The 15395-nt window shown below is 75.5% G+C and carries 18 protein-coding genes; 8 read left to right on the plus strand and 10 right to left on the minus strand.

The genetic code is table 11. The annotated features are described in order from the left end of the window. Positions 1–3: 3 nt before the first annotated feature. From ACIRS1_RS05940 to ACIRS1_RS05980, 9 genes are all read right to left on the minus strand, one after another. A complete protein-coding gene (locus ACIRS1_RS05940; RefSeq protein WP_402837160.1) occupies positions 4–1182 on the minus strand; it encodes a methyltransferase domain-containing protein in 1179 nt (392 codons plus the stop codon). A 3-nt stretch (positions 1183–1185) separates the two neighbouring features. Continuing rightward, a complete protein-coding gene (locus ACIRS1_RS05945; protein ID WP_396317106.1) occupies positions 1186–1329 on the minus strand; it encodes a hypothetical protein in 144 nt (47 codons plus the stop codon). Positions 1330–1593: 264 nt separating this feature from the next. Then, positions 1594–1797 (minus strand): hypothetical protein, encoded by a 204-nt coding sequence (locus ACIRS1_RS05950; protein ID WP_402837162.1) that lies wholly within the window; start codon positions 1795–1797, stop codon positions 1594–1596. 245 nt (positions 1798–2042) lie between these two features. Beyond that, the gene (locus ACIRS1_RS05955) at positions 2043–2891 is read right to left on the minus strand and encodes a helix-turn-helix domain-containing protein (RefSeq protein ID WP_402837164.1); all 849 of its coding nucleotides are present in this window, start codon (positions 2889–2891) and stop codon (positions 2043–2045) included. A 13-nt stretch (positions 2892–2904) separates the two neighbouring features. After that, positions 2905–3423 (minus strand): DUF6879 family protein, encoded by a 519-nt coding sequence (locus ACIRS1_RS05960; protein ID WP_402837166.1) that lies wholly within the window; start codon positions 3421–3423, stop codon positions 2905–2907. Beyond that, entirely contained in the window at positions 3404–3673 is a 270-nt protein-coding gene (locus ACIRS1_RS05965; RefSeq protein ID WP_402837168.1) for a hypothetical protein, read from the minus strand. The genes ACIRS1_RS05960 and ACIRS1_RS05965 overlap by 20 nt, the downstream gene beginning before the upstream one ends. Positions 3674–3928: 255 nt before the next feature. Beyond that, a complete protein-coding gene (locus tag ACIRS1_RS05970; RefSeq protein ID WP_402837170.1) occupies positions 3929–4327 on the minus strand; it encodes a hypothetical protein in 399 nt (132 codons plus the stop codon). Between the two features lie 112 nt (positions 4328–4439). Next, positions 4440–6047, minus strand: a complete 1608-nt coding sequence (locus tag ACIRS1_RS05975) for an AMP-binding protein (protein WP_402837172.1) — start codon at positions 6045–6047, stop codon at positions 4440–4442. 93 nt (positions 6048–6140) lie between these two features. Further along, complete coding sequence (locus ACIRS1_RS05980) at positions 6141–7082, minus strand: LysR family transcriptional regulator (RefSeq protein WP_402837174.1); 942 nt, start codon at positions 7080–7082, stop codon at positions 6141–6143. 319 nt (positions 7083–7401) lie between these two features. Between ACIRS1_RS05980 and ACIRS1_RS05985 the strand changes: the two genes are divergently transcribed. From ACIRS1_RS05985 to ACIRS1_RS06010, 6 genes are all read left to right on the plus strand, one after another. Next, positions 7402–8820, plus strand: a complete 1419-nt coding sequence (locus ACIRS1_RS05985) for a hypothetical protein (protein ID WP_402837176.1) — start codon at positions 7402–7404, stop codon at positions 8818–8820. Next, positions 8817–9395, plus strand: coding sequence for a hypothetical protein (locus ACIRS1_RS05990; RefSeq protein WP_402837178.1), 579 nt, complete (start codon positions 8817–8819; stop codon positions 9393–9395). Before ACIRS1_RS05985 ends, ACIRS1_RS05990 begins: the two co-directional genes overlap by 4 nt. Before the next feature lie 178 nt (positions 9396–9573). Continuing rightward, positions 9574–10179, plus strand: coding sequence for a CatB-related O-acetyltransferase (locus tag ACIRS1_RS05995; RefSeq protein WP_402837739.1), 606 nt, complete (start codon positions 9574–9576; stop codon positions 10177–10179). Between the two features lie 105 nt (positions 10180–10284). Continuing rightward, positions 10285–10953, plus strand: coding sequence for a lysophospholipid acyltransferase family protein (locus tag ACIRS1_RS06000; RefSeq protein ID WP_402837180.1), 669 nt, complete (start codon positions 10285–10287; stop codon positions 10951–10953). 78 nt (positions 10954–11031) lie between these two features. Then, a complete protein-coding gene (locus tag ACIRS1_RS06005; protein WP_402837182.1) occupies positions 11032–12348 on the plus strand; it encodes a hypothetical protein in 1317 nt (438 codons plus the stop codon). Positions 12349–12391: 43 nt separating this feature from the next. Beyond that, positions 12392–13024: a TIGR03086 family metal-binding protein gene (locus ACIRS1_RS06010; RefSeq protein WP_402837184.1), complete on the plus strand. Its 633-nt coding sequence runs from the start codon at positions 12392–12394 to the stop codon at positions 13022–13024. 81 nt (positions 13025–13105) lie between these two features. Here ACIRS1_RS06010 and ACIRS1_RS06015 read toward each other — a convergent pair whose 3' ends face one another. After that, positions 13106–13726, minus strand: coding sequence for a MerR family transcriptional regulator (locus ACIRS1_RS06015; protein WP_402837187.1), 621 nt, complete (start codon positions 13724–13726; stop codon positions 13106–13108). A gap of 133 nt (positions 13727–13859) precedes the next feature. On the opposite strand from ACIRS1_RS06015, the gene ACIRS1_RS06020 reads away from it, so the two are divergent. Beyond that, on the plus strand, positions 13860–14288 hold the full coding sequence (locus ACIRS1_RS06020) for a DUF3291 domain-containing protein (RefSeq protein ID WP_402837189.1): 429 nt from the start codon (positions 13860–13862) through the stop codon (positions 14286–14288). 98 nt (positions 14289–14386) lie between these two features. Then, positions 14387–15103 (plus strand): YoaK family protein, encoded by a 717-nt coding sequence (locus tag ACIRS1_RS06025; protein ID WP_402837190.1) that lies wholly within the window; start codon positions 14387–14389, stop codon positions 15101–15103. Positions 15104–15395 lie beyond the last annotated feature (292 nt).

Below are 15395 nucleotides of genomic sequence, written 5' to 3' on the forward strand. Positions count from 1 at the left end.
CGATCAGCCGCGGACGGGGACGGGGTTGCCGGGGGTGTCCAGCCAGGCGGTGTGGCGGTCGGGGGTGACGGTGAGGCCGAAGCGCCCGTGTCCGGGTCGGCCGCGCTCGTCCCACCAGCGGTAGGCGGCTTCCACCTCGTCCCACAGACGGCGCGGGCCGGATTGGTACACCTCGTACTCGGTGCGGTCCGGCGCGTAGTCGGCGGACGCCCACGACCGTTTGTCGCGGCTGTAGACCCACAGCGTGTACGCGCCGTCGTCGTAGCGCTCGGCGCGCCAGAACGCCCCGGGAACCGCGAGGCCGATGACGAACTGCCGGAACCACTCGCCGGTGTCCCAGGGGGACAGCGCCGTGGTGCTCCGCACACCGTCGGCCGGCCACTCCACGCCGTGCAGGTACTCCTCGAACAGCGGCCTCTCGGTGCGCTGTTGCCGCAGCCGCATGAACGCGGACCCGCCGGTGAAGCGGCCGACCGCCCCGGTCCCGTCGTCGTTCACGGTCAGCCGGACGATCTGTTCCCCGCCGTACTCGGTGCCGAACGGGGCGACGATCACCGCCCCGGGGGCCGACTGCTCCAGCCACGCCGCGGGGATCTCCAGCAGGGAGCACGTGGCGATGATGCGATCGTAGGGGGCGCCCTGCGGCCAGCCCGCCCGGCCGTCGCCCTCGACCACGGTCGGCGCGAGTCCGGCCCGGCTCAGGTTCTCCCGGGCACCCCGGGCGACGTCCGGGTCGTACTCGACGCTCACCACGTTGGCGTCTCCGAGCCGCCGGGCCAGCAGGCCCGCGTTCCACCCGGTGCCCGTGCCGATCTCCAGCACCCGGTCCCCCGGACGCACGTCCAGGTCGCGGAGCATGGAGACGACCATCGTGGGCATGGAGTTGGACGAACTCGGGGTGACCCCGAGGCCGTCCCCGTCGTGGTCGCCGTCGTCCCACTGCGTGGTCAGCGGGATGTCCGAGTAGACCGCCCTGTGCCACGCCTCGGGGTCCTTCGAGCGGTGGACCACGGGGTTCTGCCGGGTGCCGTCCGCGATGCCCGGCCAGATGCGGTCCGGGACGAACCGCTCGCGGGGCACGGCCTCGAAGGAAGGGAGCCAGTCCGATGGAAGTGCGCCGCCGGCCACCAGCGCGGAGGCGAGCCGCCGGGGGCCCGCCTCCTCGTGCGTCTCTCCGGTCACCGGCTACCTACCGCCCGCCGGGTTCTGGCCGTCCGAGGTGTTGCCGCCCTCGTCCGAGCCGCCACCGCCGTGCCCGGAACCCTTGTTGCTGTCGTCCTGCTGCTTGCCGCCGTCACCGGAACCGGTGCCGCCACCACGCTTGCCCATGCTGGTACCTCCGTGCTGATCGTGCCCGGCGGACGGACGCCCGCCGGGTCGTACTGCCCGTCCCGGCCGCGCTTCCCCAGGCCGGCGGGGACGGGCGACCATGGGACCCAGGGGCACCTCTCCGGACTCCTCCGGTGTGGGGACCGGGCGGGGCTCGGACGGCCGCGCGCGGGCGGGGCCACGGGTGCGCGAGCAATCGCGCGAACGGGTTGACCGGCCTCACGTCCCCGGCGTCCCTCCGGGGATGCCTGCGCGGTGCCCTGGTCACTCACCGGCCACCCCCGAAGCGGTGCACTCCCCGTCCTCGATGTGCCGGGCACGATTGCGCGCGAGCATCCGCCCGATCGTCGGGTGCTCGTCCTGCGGGTACTGCGCCTCGGCCCGGTCGAAGTACGCGCACCCCGGGCACTCATCGGTGTCCGGCGGCGGTACCTCGGGCGGGCTGACGGCGATCTCGCGAAGGCTCACCACGCGTCCCTGTCCGGACACACATCCATGCCGCAGGTGCAGGGCTGCCACTCCCGCAGGATTCCGACCCGGTCCGGGGCGGAATCCGCGGCAACGCGGTCGGCTTCCGCCGGTTCCTGTAGATCCGTCGTCTGCGACATTGGCCGTGGCTCCCGTCTCCATCCCTGATTCGTAGTCAGAACAGTAGGGAGTGTGACCAAATCACGGCCACGAAGTTCTATGAGATTCCACGCGAGATGACGGGGTCACCCAAGCAGTGCAGTCGCCGACGTGATCAACTCTCGGGCAGCGGCACCATGGACCGCCAGCCCGGCCAGTTCACCGAAGGTCTCGGCGTAAAGCTCGATCTCGCCAGGCTGGGTGATCGTGAGATACCCGGAGACCAGTTCAACGTTGACCTGGGCGTTGTCGAAGATCCAGAACCCCTCGGCCGGCCAGCGCACTCGGTCCGGCCGCATCGGCACAACTCCCAGGCTGACGTTGGGAAGTGATCCGACCGTGGTCAGGTGGTGCAACTGGTCGCGCATCACGCCACTGCCACCGATACCGCAGCGCAAGACTGACTCCTCGACCAGGAAGGCGAACCGACGATCGCCCTCGTACAACACGTGCTGGCGCTCCATGCGGGCAGCGACAGCCGCCTGAACGTCGTCAACCAGCCCCCGGCGCTGCTGGATCGCCTGAAGCGCCGCCGTCGTATACCCCGGCGTCTGGACCAGTCCGGGGACCAACCACGACGAGTAGGAGCGGAACCGGCGAGTTCGCTCGTACAGTGGCAGCCGAGCCTCCTGCGCGGCCTTGAGGCCCGCGCGCTCCAAACGCCGCCACTCGATGAACGTGCCTTCCGCAGCCCGCAGGGACGCGACCAAGTCCGCTGCGCGCTCCTCCGCACCACAAGCGCGGCACCACTCCCGGATGTCATCCTCCGAGGGCGGCGTGCGGGCGTTCAGCAGGCGGGAGACCTTGGACGGGTACCACCCGCACGCAGCCGCCAACTCCCGCCCTGTCAGCCCAGCGTCCCGCTGGATCTCGCCGAGCCTGTCAGCGAGATTCTGCCGAGCACGCTGGACGCTTGAAGATGCCGAGACAGCCATGAACTGCTACCGATCAGACGGGACGGTACTCCGCGTGGGGAGTCGCCCGTTCCCAAGCCGTTTCGTAGGCCGCCAGGTACCGCTTGGCCAACTCCGGATCGGTCCGGACCTCCATCTTCGCCTCGGCCCACTGTCCGTCGCCCGTGAAGTGGTGCAGGATCACCACCTCGTCGTCCATCACCCAGCCGTCCAGGCCGGGCAGCAGAAGGTCACCGGCGCGGGAACGCGGCAGCCACCGCACATCCTCGCCCGCCGCGACGTTCGGGAACGTCACGTCGTACTCGTACCGGATGTAGTCGGTGACCGGCTCAGAGACCACGCGCAGGCGCCGCACAACGACCCCTCGGCCGGTCGCCTCGGCGACGACGTCCAGCCAGGATCGCCACCAGGACTCACGGTCGGCGGGATCGAGCCGCTTGCCATTCCGCCAGGCGATGAATTCCGGGTCGTCCAGCATGTAGCTGTCCCGCATCTCCAGGTGAACCGCAGAGCGCTGGGCCTTCGCCAACTGCTCACGAACCGCTGTTGCCACCGCTGTTGTCCTCGCCCTCGGGCCGGGGGATGAACTGGATCATGTTGGCGGGCAGCCGGATCATGAACTCGTGGTCCGGGATGTCCGTGGTGTGACCGGGGATCGAGCCGACCTCCTGCGCGGCCCTGATGTCGTCCTCGCTGGCCTTGTACGACTGGATGAGCAGGTCACCGGTCTCCGTATCCCGCCAGATGGTCGGGGAGCCGTCGTCCGGGGTGTTCGGGTAGATCCCCAGGAACTCTAGAGCCATGACTGCCTCCGATGCCGATCAGGTTCTACGTAGTTCCAAGGATGCTGGTCCGACGTGGGCCTGTCAGGCGAACGCCCCGGCCGCCCAGCGCCGGCTGGGCTGCCGGCAGTCAGATGCGTTTGTCCCAGAGAGGAGCAATTGATGCTGTGGTCCGCCGTGCGACTGTGGGCATCGGCTGCGTGGCATCACCCGCAGGACCGAGTTCGGGACATGCCGTCCCCCAAGTACTTATCCAATCCCGAAGGGACCGCGCGGTCAGCGTGCGGCGCGGTGGACGTGCAGGGCCCACAGGGCGAGCGGGAGCTGCAGCGGCAGGCGGGCGGCCGCCAGGTGGCGCCAGGGGGCCGGGCGGTGGCGCCAGTCGCGGGCCATCTTGACGTTCGCCGGGAAGACGGCGGCGAACAGCCCGGCGGCGGCCAGCGCGCCCGCCGCCCTGGTGCGCGGGGCGAGGACGGCGGCGCCGACGGCGAGTTCGGCCGCGCCGCTGGCGTGGGTCCACGCCCGGGGGCTGCCGGGCAGGGCCCGGGGCACGATGGCGTCGAAGGGGCGGGGCGCGGCGAAGTGGGCGATCCCCGCGGAGACCAGCAGGGCGCCCAGGAGGCGGGCGGGCGTCTGGGACGCCGTCTCGTGCGTCACTGCCGTCGGTTCCGTCACTGCCGCTCCTTCGGGTGCGGCACCGCGGTGGGGCGCGGCGCCTTGGTTACCGAACAGTAGCGGTGCGGGCGCCCGATGCGAAGAGGGGGACGGACGGCGGTTCCGGGCCGGGTCAGGCGGCGGGCAGGCGGGTGCGCAGCCGGTTCCGGTCGGGCTTGCCCGCGGCGGTGAGGGGGATGGCGGGCAGCAGGTGGAGGGCGTGCGGGGCGTAGAGGCGGCCCCTGCGGGTGGTGACGAACTCCTGCAGCTCGCCCAGGGTGGGCCGGCGGCCGGGAGCGGGGACCACGGCGGCGTGGACGTGCTCGGCCCGGTCGGCGTCCCGGGCGCCGAAGACCACGCACTGGGCGACGTCCGGGTGGCTGAGCAGCAGTTCCTCGACCTCGGCCGGGTAGACGTGGCCGCCGACGACCACGATCATCTCCTTGATCCGGTCGACGACGTAGAGGTAGCCGTCCTCGTCGAGGTAGCCGACGTCGCCGGTGTGCACCCAGCCGTCGCGCAGGACTTCGGCGGTCAGCTCGGGCCGCTTCCAGTAGCCGGTCATCACGTACGGCGAGCGCACCTGGACCTCGCCGGGCTCGCCGGCGGGCAGGGTGGCGCCGTCGGCGTCCCGGACGGCGATCTCCACGCCGGGCAGGGCCCGGCCGACCGTCAGGTGGCCGCCGCGGCCGGTGCGTTCCTGGTCGCCGGGGAGCGTCTGGGTGATGTGCTGGGTCTCGGCCTGCCCGTAGTAGCCGTAGAGGACGGGCCCCAGGGTGCGGGCGGCCTGGCGCAGCCTGGCCGGGGAGGCGGCGGTGCCGCCGTAGGTGATGCGGCGCAGGCTGGACAGGTCGGTGCTGGGCAGGTCGGGGTGGTCGAGCAGCCGGTAGAGCAGCGGCGGCAGCAGCCAGGTGTGGGTGATGCGTTCGCGTGCGATGGTGGCGAGCACGTCGGCGGGGTCGAAGCCGTGCTGCAGGACGACGGTGCCGCCCTGGTGGAGGGTCAGGTCGGTGAAGATGCCGGCGAGGTGGGCGAGCGAGGTGCAGGCCAGGTAGCGGGGCGGGTCGCCGGCGCCGGTGAGGGGCTGGTCGAGGACCTGGCGGTAGGCGCCGTGGGTGGTGCGGATGCCCTTGGGGATTCCGGTGGTGCCGCCGGTGTGGCGGATGCACCAGTCGTCGTCGGGGCCGGCCGGGCCGTCGAACGGGTGGGTGGGGCGCTGGGCGGCCGCGGCGAGGACGTCCTCGGCGGCGCCGCCCGGGCCCAGGCAGAGCAGCTGCGGGGTGCCGGGGATCTGCTGCAACTCCTTTGCGGTGTCGTGGCGTTGTCCGTCGGCCAGGAGGAGGGAGCAGTCCGTGCCGGCCATGATGCGGGCCATCGTCGAGGAGCTCATGCCCTCGTAGAGGCTGACCACCCGGGCGCCGGCCAGGTTGGCGGCGTAGCGGGCGGCGAGGGCCTCGGCGGTGTTGCCGGTGAGCAGGGTGACGGTGGCGCCGCGGCGCACGCCGCGCTCGGCGAGTTCGGCGGCGAGGCGGTGGACCTGGTCGTGCAGGTCGGCCGCGGTGACGACGCTCCCTTCGGCGGTGGTGACGGCCGGGCGGTGCGGGTCGGCGGCCAGGGCGGCGAGGAGGGCCTCGACGTAGCCGCGGGTGCGCGGGGCGGCCGGGCTCGGGCGGTCCGGGCTGCTCGGGTCGGGGCCGTGCGGGCCGGGTGTGGTGTGCGTGGAGGTGCGGGGCCGGGTCATCGTTGGTCTCCCCCTCGTCGTCGAGGAACCGGTGGGCGCCTTCGACGCTAACGCCGCCCGCTCATGCCTTCCACGACCTGTTCCGGCATGTGCTCATGCCTCCTCGGGCATGAGGGCCCCGCCCGGCACGTCGCCTCTGTCGGGCGGCACCTCTCTTCCGGGCGTGAAGTGCTCGACCGCCAGGCGGCGGAAGTCCTGGGCGGCCGGGGAGAGATAGGCGTCCCGGCGCCAGACCAGGGCCAGCGTCCGGTGGCAGTGCGCGGCGTCCAGGCGCAGCCAGACCACCGGGCCGTCCTCGCCGAGGGCGCGCCGGGCGACCTCGGGCATCAGGCCGACGCCGAGTCCGGCGCGGACCAGCTCCGAGGTGGCGGCCGCCTCGTCGCCTTCGCAGACCACCTGCGGGGTGAGCCCCTCGCGGGCGAACAGCCTTTCCAGCAGGGCGCGTTGCCAGTGCCCGGCGCGGGTGCTGACGAAGTCCTCGTCGGCCAGTTCGGCCACCGTGACGCTCTCGCGGCCGGCCAGCCGGTGCCCGGGCGGCACGGCCAGCAGCACCTCCTCGCGCAGCAGCTCCACGGCGCACAGGTCGGGGCCCGCCAGCGGCTGGGAGGCGAGCGCGAAGTCGACCTCGGCGGAGCGCAGGTGGCGGCGCATCGTGCCCACCGGAGCCTGGAACAGGTGCACCCGTACCCCGGGGCGGTGGGCGCGGAAGGCGGCCAGCGCCCCGGCCAGCTGCGGCAGGGTCTCGGCGGCGACGGCCAGGCGGCCCGGTCCGGCGACAGCGGCGTCGGTCATCTCCCGTCGGGCGTCGTCGAGTTCGGTCAGCACCCGGTCGACCCTGCGCAGGAACGCGGCGCCGTGCTCGTTGAGCCGGATCCGCCGGCCCTGGCGGTCGAACAGCGGCAGGCCGAGCTCGGACTCGAGCCGGATGATGGTGCGGCTCACCGACGGCTGGGCGACCCGCAGTTCCTCCGCGGCACGGCTGATGTGCTGGTGGCGGGCGACGGTCTGGAAGTAGCGCAGGGACAGCAGATCCATAGCCGGTAGTGTCGCCGGATCCGCGGCCCGGCCGGGGGTCGGGGCCCTCGCCGAATCTCGCCGGATTGCACCGTGGGACCGCCGCCGGGCCGCCGCACCCTTCCCCCCTGCCACCGGGCCCCGGCCCGCAGTCCGTAGCCCGGACCGCGCCCGACCTGGGGGCCACGCGGCCGCGCCACTGCGCCGTCCGGATGCCCGGAGTGGGCCGTGGGAGTGCGGGATGGCGGCAAACGGGGGTGGGACGTGTGCGGAGCACTGCGAGTGGGCGGGGCGGTGGCGAGAATGGGCCGCGGGGGCCGGGAGACGAACGGAGTCGCTGGTGAAGGTGGTGCCGGCCGGCCTCGTCGCGCTGCTCGCCGTCCTCGCCCCGGCCGCGGGCCCGGTCCCGGCGGCGCTCCCCGCCGTGTCGGCGGTCGCGGCCCGGGCGGACACCCCGTCACCCTCCCCCTCGACACCGCCCGCACCGTCGACCTCGCCTGCGACCCCGGCCCCGACGTCGCCTTCGGACACCGGGTCCGGCACCCGGCAGCCGGCCCTCGGGCTGGTCCCGGCCCGCGCGCCGCAGCTGGGGACGGTGCAGGTGACGGTGTCCGGGTTCGGTGCCTGCCGGACCTCCAAGGTCAAGCGCCCGATCACCGTCGTGGTGACCTGGGACGACCCGGCCGGGATCCTCACCGACCTCACGGTCGACGGCGACGCGCAGGTCTCCGGCACCGTCAAGGTCCCGTCCGGGGCCGGGGCCGGCCCGCACACGGTGACGGCGTCCTGCCAGAGCGCGGCCACGAGGGCCGACGCGACCGCCGTCCTCACCGTCGCACCCGCCACCCTGACGGCCGATCCGCCGCAGGGCGCGGCCGGCTCGCGCACCACCGTGACCGGCACCGGCTTCGCCTGCCCCGCCGGCGACACCGCCGCCCTGACCTGGGACGGCACGCCGCTGCCCGACCCGGGGCGGCCCGACGGCGGCGGGGGCTTCGCCACGGCCGTCACCGTGCCCCGCGACGCGGCCGCAGGCGACCACGACGTACGGGCCGCCTGCGGGTCGGAGGCGGGCATCGCGGCCACCGCCCGCGTCCGCGTCCGGGCCGTCGCACCGACCCCGCCCGTCACCCCGACCCCGCCGGGGCCGACCCCCCGCGAGCCCGACGGGACGTCCACCGCGACCCCCGGCACCGCGCTCTCGCTGTCCGGCCCGACGGACGGCTGCCCGCGGGGCGGCGGTCCGCCGTGGGTCGTGCTCTCCTGGGACGGCGGCCCCAGGTCGCACCCGATCCAGGCCGACGGCTCGGGCCGGGTCCACGCCCGCGCCACCATCCCGCCGGACGCACCCCTGGGCCCGCACACCATCACGGTGGAGTGCGCGGACACCCACGCCGTCACCCAGACCGTCCCGGTCCTCGTCGCCCGGCAGGTCCCGCAGCCGGGGTCGGACCGCACGACCTGGATCGTGCTCGGCGCCGCCCTCGCCACCGCCGCCCTCGCGGCGCTCGCGCTGCGGCACCTGGTCCGCGGGCGCCGCCCGGCCGGCGCACCGTCCGGCACGCCCTCCGGCACGTCCGGCACGCCGGGCCGGGTGACGGCCGAGATCGGCGCCCGGTGGGACATGGAGACGAAGCTGACCGAGACCGAGCGGGGCGGGGACACCCGGACGGGTCGGGTCGTCCGACTGGAACCGCGCCCGGACCCGGGCCGGCAGAGCCTCGAGGAACCGCCCGACGACCGAGGGAGCACCCCGTGACGACCGTCGCGACGGACGACCCGTACGCCCTGGGGACCTTCCTGGGGGCGGTGGAGCCGTTCGCCGACTCGCTGCACCGCGAGGGGGCGCTGCAGGCCCTGTCCGGCCTGGGCCGGCCGCTGGCCCGGGCCGCCGAGCAGGAGGTCGCCAGCGTCGTCCAGGGCTTCCTGGGGCTGGACATGATCGACCTGCTGGCCGGCGGCTGGCGCACCCACGCGGCGCTCGCCGCCGCCGCGCGCAGCACCTGCGCGGCCCCGGGCAGCGAGGAGGTCGTGGCACTGCTGGACCACCGGATCCGCTCGGTCCACCACCCCAGCGTCAAGGTGCTGGTCGACGGGGTGTCGGTCGGCACCCTCGCGGTGGACATCGAGGTGGAGTTCGACCTCAGCGGGATCATCGCCGTGGTGCGCGGGGGCCGGCTGGTGGCCGTGCGGGCGGGCTCCTGCACCGCCAAGGCCGGGGTGGCCGTCGAGCGGATCCCGGTGGCCGGCCGGCAGGGGCACTTCGACCTGCCCGGTGGGGTGCGCTTCCGCCGCGGCGTCGTGCTGCGCCGCTGCGCGGACCCGCCCGGCTGACCCGCGCCCCGCCCGCCGGATCAGCCAGCCGTGTGCCCTCGCCGGGTCGAACCGGCCGGTGCCCGGGCACCGGACCGCAGGAGCTGCGAGCATGGAACGCGTCCCCGCCCCCTCGCCCGCGATCCGGAGTGGTGCTGCCGTGAGTCCCGTCCCGCCGGCCCCCTCCGTGCTCCACCCGATGCCGGAGCACCCGCGCGTGGTCCTCCTGAAGCCGCTGGTGACGTCCCCGCTGATCGAGGTCGGCGACTACTCCTACTACGACGATCCGGACGCGGCGACGGAGTTCGAGACCCGCAACGTCCTCCACCACTACGGTCCGGAGAAACTGGTCATCGGAAGGTTCTGCGCGCTGGCCACCGGGGTGCGGTTCCTCATGAACGGGGCCAACCACCGCATGGACGGCCCGTCGACCTTCCCCTTCCCCGTCATGGGCGGCAGCTGGGCCGAGCACGTCGACCTGATCACCGCGCTGCCCACCCGCGGGGACACCGTGGTCGGCAACGACGTCTGGCTCGGCCACGGCGCCCTGGTGATGCCCGGGGTGCGCATCGGCCACGGCGCCGTCGTCGCCTCCGGTTCCGTCGTCGTCGACGACGTGCCCGACTACGGCATCGTCGGCGGCAACCCGGCCCGGCTCATCCGCACCCGCTTCAGCGGGCCCGACGTCACCCGGCTGCTCGCCCTGGCCTGGTGGGACTGGCCGGTCGAGCACCTCACGCGGCACCTGCGCACCGTCATGTCCGGCACCGTCGAGGAGCTCGAAGCCGCCGCACCGGGCAGGTGAGGGAGCGGCGGGGTCCGGTTTGAGTACGCGTACTCAGGTGCGCCGGGGCCAGGCGGCGAACACTGGTGGACGGCTCATCCGACCGTCGGAGGATCAGGATCCGTCATGCTCAGCCGTACCGCCGCCCTGCTCGTCCCCGCCTTCGGGCCCCTGCGGATCACCACCGACCCCGGCGCCGACCTCGCGCCCGGGAGCATCGTCGCCGCCAACCACACCTCGCTCGGCGACCCGGCCGTCGTCCTCGCCGCCCTGCACCGGCTCGGCGCCCGGCCGGTGGTCCTCGCCACGGCCGGCCTGTGGCGGGTGCCGGTGCTCGGCCGCCTGCTGCGCCACGACGGCCACATCCCCGTGCACCGCGGCACCGCGCACGCGGCCGACGCCCTGGACCGGGCCGCCGAGGCGCTCGCCGCCGGGCGGATCGTGCTGATCTACGGCGAGGGCGGCCTGCCCCGGCGCCTCGACTCCGGCGAGCAGCCGCCCCGCCCGTTCCGCAGTGGCCTGGCCCGCCTCGCGACGGCCACCGGCGCGCCCGTCGTCCCGCTCGGGCAGGCCGGCTCCCGGCGCCTGACCTCCGGCGGGGCGCTCAAGCAGCTCGCCGGCCTGGCCACCGCCCCCGTCCGCCGCCCGGCCCTGCACGTCCACCTCGGCGCCCCGCTGCGGCTGACCGGTGACCCGGCCGCCGCCACCGCCACCGCCCACGCCGCGGTCACCGCCGCCTGGCACCACGCCGCCGACCGGGCCGCCGACCGGGTGACCGACCGCGCCGCCGCCTGACGGGGCCGTCGACCCCCCGGGCGGTCCGGCGGGATGACGGCGGGTCGGATGTCAGTGCCTCGTGGCACAGTGCCGGGCATGAGGAGCACGACCACGGATCCCCTGGACGGCCTGGACGCGATCGACTGGGCCGGCCTCGACCACGCCTACGGCGGGGCGGGCGACGTACCGGGGCTGCTGCGCGCCCTGTGCGGGCCCGAGGAGCACGAACGCGGCCGGGCGCTCGGCGCCCTGTACGGCAACATCTTCCACCAGGGCAGCCGCTACCCGGCCTCGGCCGTCGCGGTGCCCTTCCTGGCCCGGCTGGCCGTGGACTCCGCACTGCCCGGCCGGGCCGAAGTCCTCGGCCTGCTGGCCTCGTTGGCGATCGGCTACGACGAGGCGCACCTGCCCGCGGGGGTGGCGATCGCACAGTGGCGCCACGAGCGGGCCGAACTGGCGGCGAAGGACGGGGCGGCGGTCCTCGCCGAGCTCGACGCCTGGGTCGCCGCGGCCCCCGACGAGGGCGAGCGCCGCGTCCGGGAGTTCCGGCGCCGCACGTTCGACCCCGACGAGCACCTGCGCTCGGTGGACGCGGAGCTCGGCGCCTACGACGCCGTCCGCACCGAGGTGCCGCGGCTGGCCGCACTGCTGGCGGACGGGGACGCGGGCGTGCGCGCGGCGACGGCGTACCTGCTGGCCTGGTTCCCCGAGCAGGCCCCGCACACGCTGCCGCTCCTGCTCGCCCTGCTGGACGCCCACGGCTCCGGGGGCGAAGGAGCCGGGGGGCCGGACTCCTCCGTCGCCGCCACCGCCCTGGTCGCCGTCGGGCTGCTCGGCGACGCCCCGCTCGTGCCGCGTCTGCGCCCCTTCCTGGCCTCCCCCGACGGGCTGCTGCGCTGGGCGGCCGCCGTCGCCCTCGCCCGCCTCACGAGCACCCCCACGGCCACCGGCACGCCAGCAGCCGGTACCGGAACGGCCGACCGGGGCCTCGGGGCGGCGGTGCTCACCGAGCTGACGGCCGCCGAGGCCGCGCCCCCGGAGCCCGGCGCGCCCGGCGTCGCCTTCCACGAGGGGGACCTGCGCGGCTACGCCGCCGCCTCGCTCACCCTGCTCGCCGCCGACCACCCCGACGAGGCCCTGGACGCGGTCGTCGACGGCCTGGCCAGGACCTCGGGCCCCGCGGCCTTCGCCGTCACCGCGGCGGCCCTGCGCCTGGCGTTCGGCCCGCCGCGCCCCGGGCCGCTGCCGCCCTTCTCCGAGCTGGACGAACGCCGCCGGCGCCTGGTCCGCACCCTGGCCGGCCTCGACGAACCCACCTGGCGGTGGGGCAACTTCCTGGAGATCCTGAGGGCCTGGGGGCTGCCGCAGGACCGCCCCGCGATACGGGCCTACGCCGGCCTACCCGCCGCCTGACGGCCCTGCCCCGCCCGCCCGTCCACCCGAGGAGCGAGCACCGATGACGACACCTTCCCCCGGGGAGGCCGGGATGCGGACGGACCTGCGCCCAACCACTGCCGTCGTGGCCGGCCTGGTCCGCGGCGTGCGGGACGACCAGCTGACCGCCCCCACCCCCTGCGGCCCGCTGACCGTCGGCGAACTGCTGGACCACCTCGCCGGCCTCAGCGAGGCGTTCCACGACGCCGCGGCCAAGACCGTCCGGGCCGACGGCGGCGGGGCCCGCGTGCCGGACGCCACCCGGCTGGACCGGGACTGGCGCGAGAGCCTGCCCGCCCGGCTCGCCGCCCTGGCGGAGGCCTGGCAGCCCGCCGGGGCCTGGACGGGCACCGCGACGGTGGGCGGCGGCGAGATGCCGGCCGAGGTCGCGGGGGCCGCCGCGATCGACGAGGTGCTCGTCCACGGCTGGGACCTCGCGGTGGCCACCGGGCAGCGCTTCCCCGGCGACCTGCCGGCCCTCGCCCCGGCGATCGGCTCCGCCACGGCCTGGGTGCGCACGGTCGCCGAGGCCCACCCGGACGGCCTCCCCGGCCTGTTCGGCCCGCCCGTCGCCGCGTCCGCCGCCACCCCGATGGAGCGCCTGCTCACCCTGACCGGTCGCGCCCCCTCCTGGAGCCCGCCCCCGGCCGCCTGACGGCCCGGCCCCTGGCACCCGGCCCCTGACGGCCCGGCCCCTGGCACCCCGCCCTGCGGCAGCCGGCCTTCCCACAGGCGGTCAGGTGTTGCGACGGGCCGACTCGTTCTCCTGGGCGAGACGGCGCAGGGCGAGCAGGGCGGGTTCGAAGAGGATGGTGCGCAGCAGGGCGCTCTCGGCCTGGTCGAGGGGGTCGGCGTCGGGGTCGAGCTGGTCGAGGTCGAGGGCGGCGGTGCGTTCGGCGAGGGCGGCGTAGCCGCGCAGGGCGTCCGGGGAGACCTCCTCGCCGAGGGAGCGCAGGGTCTCCAGGGTCTCGCCGAGGACGGCGCGGGCGGGGGCGTGTGCGGAGACCTCCCAGCCGAGTCCGTCGATCAGGGCGTCCACCTCGGCGGCGCCGGGGGCGGGGGCCGGTGGTGGCGCGTCCTCGTCGGCCGGGCGGGCGCCGACGACGAGTCCGAGGACCTGGTGGCGTTCCCCCGCGTGGGCGGCGGCCGCGCCGAGGATCTCCTTGGTGGCGCTGACGCTCAGTCCGCGCAGGCCGATCAGCGCGCGCACCAGGCGCAGGCGGCGCAGGTGGGTCTCGTCGTACTCGGCCTGGGTGGCGGCGGTGGCGCGGCCGGGCGGCAGCAGGCCCTCGCGCAGGTAGTACTTGATGGTCGCGGTCGGGACTGCGCTGCGGCGGCTCAGTTCGGAGATGCGCACTGCTGCACCGGCCTTCCTCTGGCTTCGTCGTCTCGGGGCGCGTTCTCCCCTGGCTTTTGGATACCGGTACTGTCTAACATAGATAGTGCCACTACCCAATGTGGCGCCGACCCCTCCCCGAGGAGCGACAGCCATGCCCACGCTGCCCTGGACCGCCCCGAACCCGGCAACCCCCGGCACCTCGGCGATCGTCATGGCCTCCCGGTTCGAGGTCCGGTCGCTGTCCGACGTCCCGCGCTTCTTCGCCCGGTCGATGACCGTCTGGCGCCAGCTGCGCCGCTCCCCCGGCGCCCTCGGCGGCTCCCTGATCGCCCGCCCGCTGCGCCGGACCTTCTACACCCTGTCCGCCTGGGAGAGCCGCGAGGCCCTCGACGCCTTCGCCGCCGCCGAACCCCACCGCAGCGTGATGCGGGGCCTGCGCGGCACCATGCGGGAGTCCACCTTCACCTTCTGGCAGACCCCCGTCGAGCAGCTCCCGATCTCCTGGGCCGACGCCCACGGCCGCCTCGACGCCCAGCGCGCGGCGGGTGGCGTCGACGGGGACGCCGCGGGGACGTCCTGAGCGGCGACGCCCCGTAGGCCGCCCCCGCCGGCCGCGCGCCACCCGCGGCCGGTGTGTCACGGCCCGTACGGGGCCGGCGCCCCGGGCACACTGACGGCGTGCCCGCCGATCCCACCCGGAGCCAGGTCCGCATCAGCCTGGTGATGTCCGCCCTGACCGTGAGCGCGGGCGCGGTCGACGCCGTCACCTTCCTCGGCCTCGGGCACGCCTTCGCCGCCCTGGCCACCGGAAACGTCCTGCTGCTCGGCTTCGGGGCCGCGCAGACCGCCGGAATCCCGGTCGCCCGCCCCGCCGAGGCGGTGGCCTCCTTCGTGATCGGGGCCGCGGCCGCCAACACCGTCATCGCCCGGGCCAGCGGGCGGGGGCGGCGCTGGCTCGTCCTGGTCCTCGCCGCCGAGGCCGCGGCCCTCGCCGCCGCCGGCGGCTACGCCACCGCGGTCGGCGGCACCGGTGCACTGCCCGGCGGCGCCGAGGCCCTCGTCGCCGCGCTGGTCGCGGGCGCCATGGGGTGGCGCAGCCGCGGAATGCTGGAGGCCGGGGTCCCCGAGATGCCGACCACGGTCGCGCAGATCACCCTGGTCAAGCTGCTGGCGGACGTGCTGTCGATCCACACCGCGCCGTCCCCGCGCCTGGTCCTCGTCCGGGCCCGGCGCAGCGCCACCGTCCTCGGGATGTTCGTCGGCGGGGCGCTCGGCGCGCTGCTGCTGCGGTCGGGCGCCGGGCCCGCGCTGCTCGCCGTCGCCGCCTTCGAGGCGTGCGTGACCGCCGTGTACTTCCGCGCCACCCGGTTCCGGCCGCAGCCGGTCCGGGCCTGACGCCCGGTCACGGGTCGGCGGCCGCGGCGCCGCCGGGGAGCCGGCCGGGATCCGGCGCAGCGGGCGGACGGGTGGACGGGCGCAGCGGGCGGGACAGTCGGGACGGACGGATCCGTGACGGTCACGGTGAACTCCTCGGCTGCACGGCGCCGTTCACACCGGCGTCCGGGCGGCCCGCCCCGGGCGCCGTGCCCGGGCGGCGGCCCGGCAGATCGACGGTCTGCCCGTGGAGTGCGGGCGGGGAGGGTGTCCGGCTCCGCTGCCGAACACCCTCCCCGCGTACGCGGCCCCG

The organism is Kitasatospora sp. NPDC101176 (assembly GCF_044768035.1).
GTDB lineage: Bacteria > Actinomycetota > Actinomycetes > Streptomycetales > Streptomycetaceae > Kitasatospora.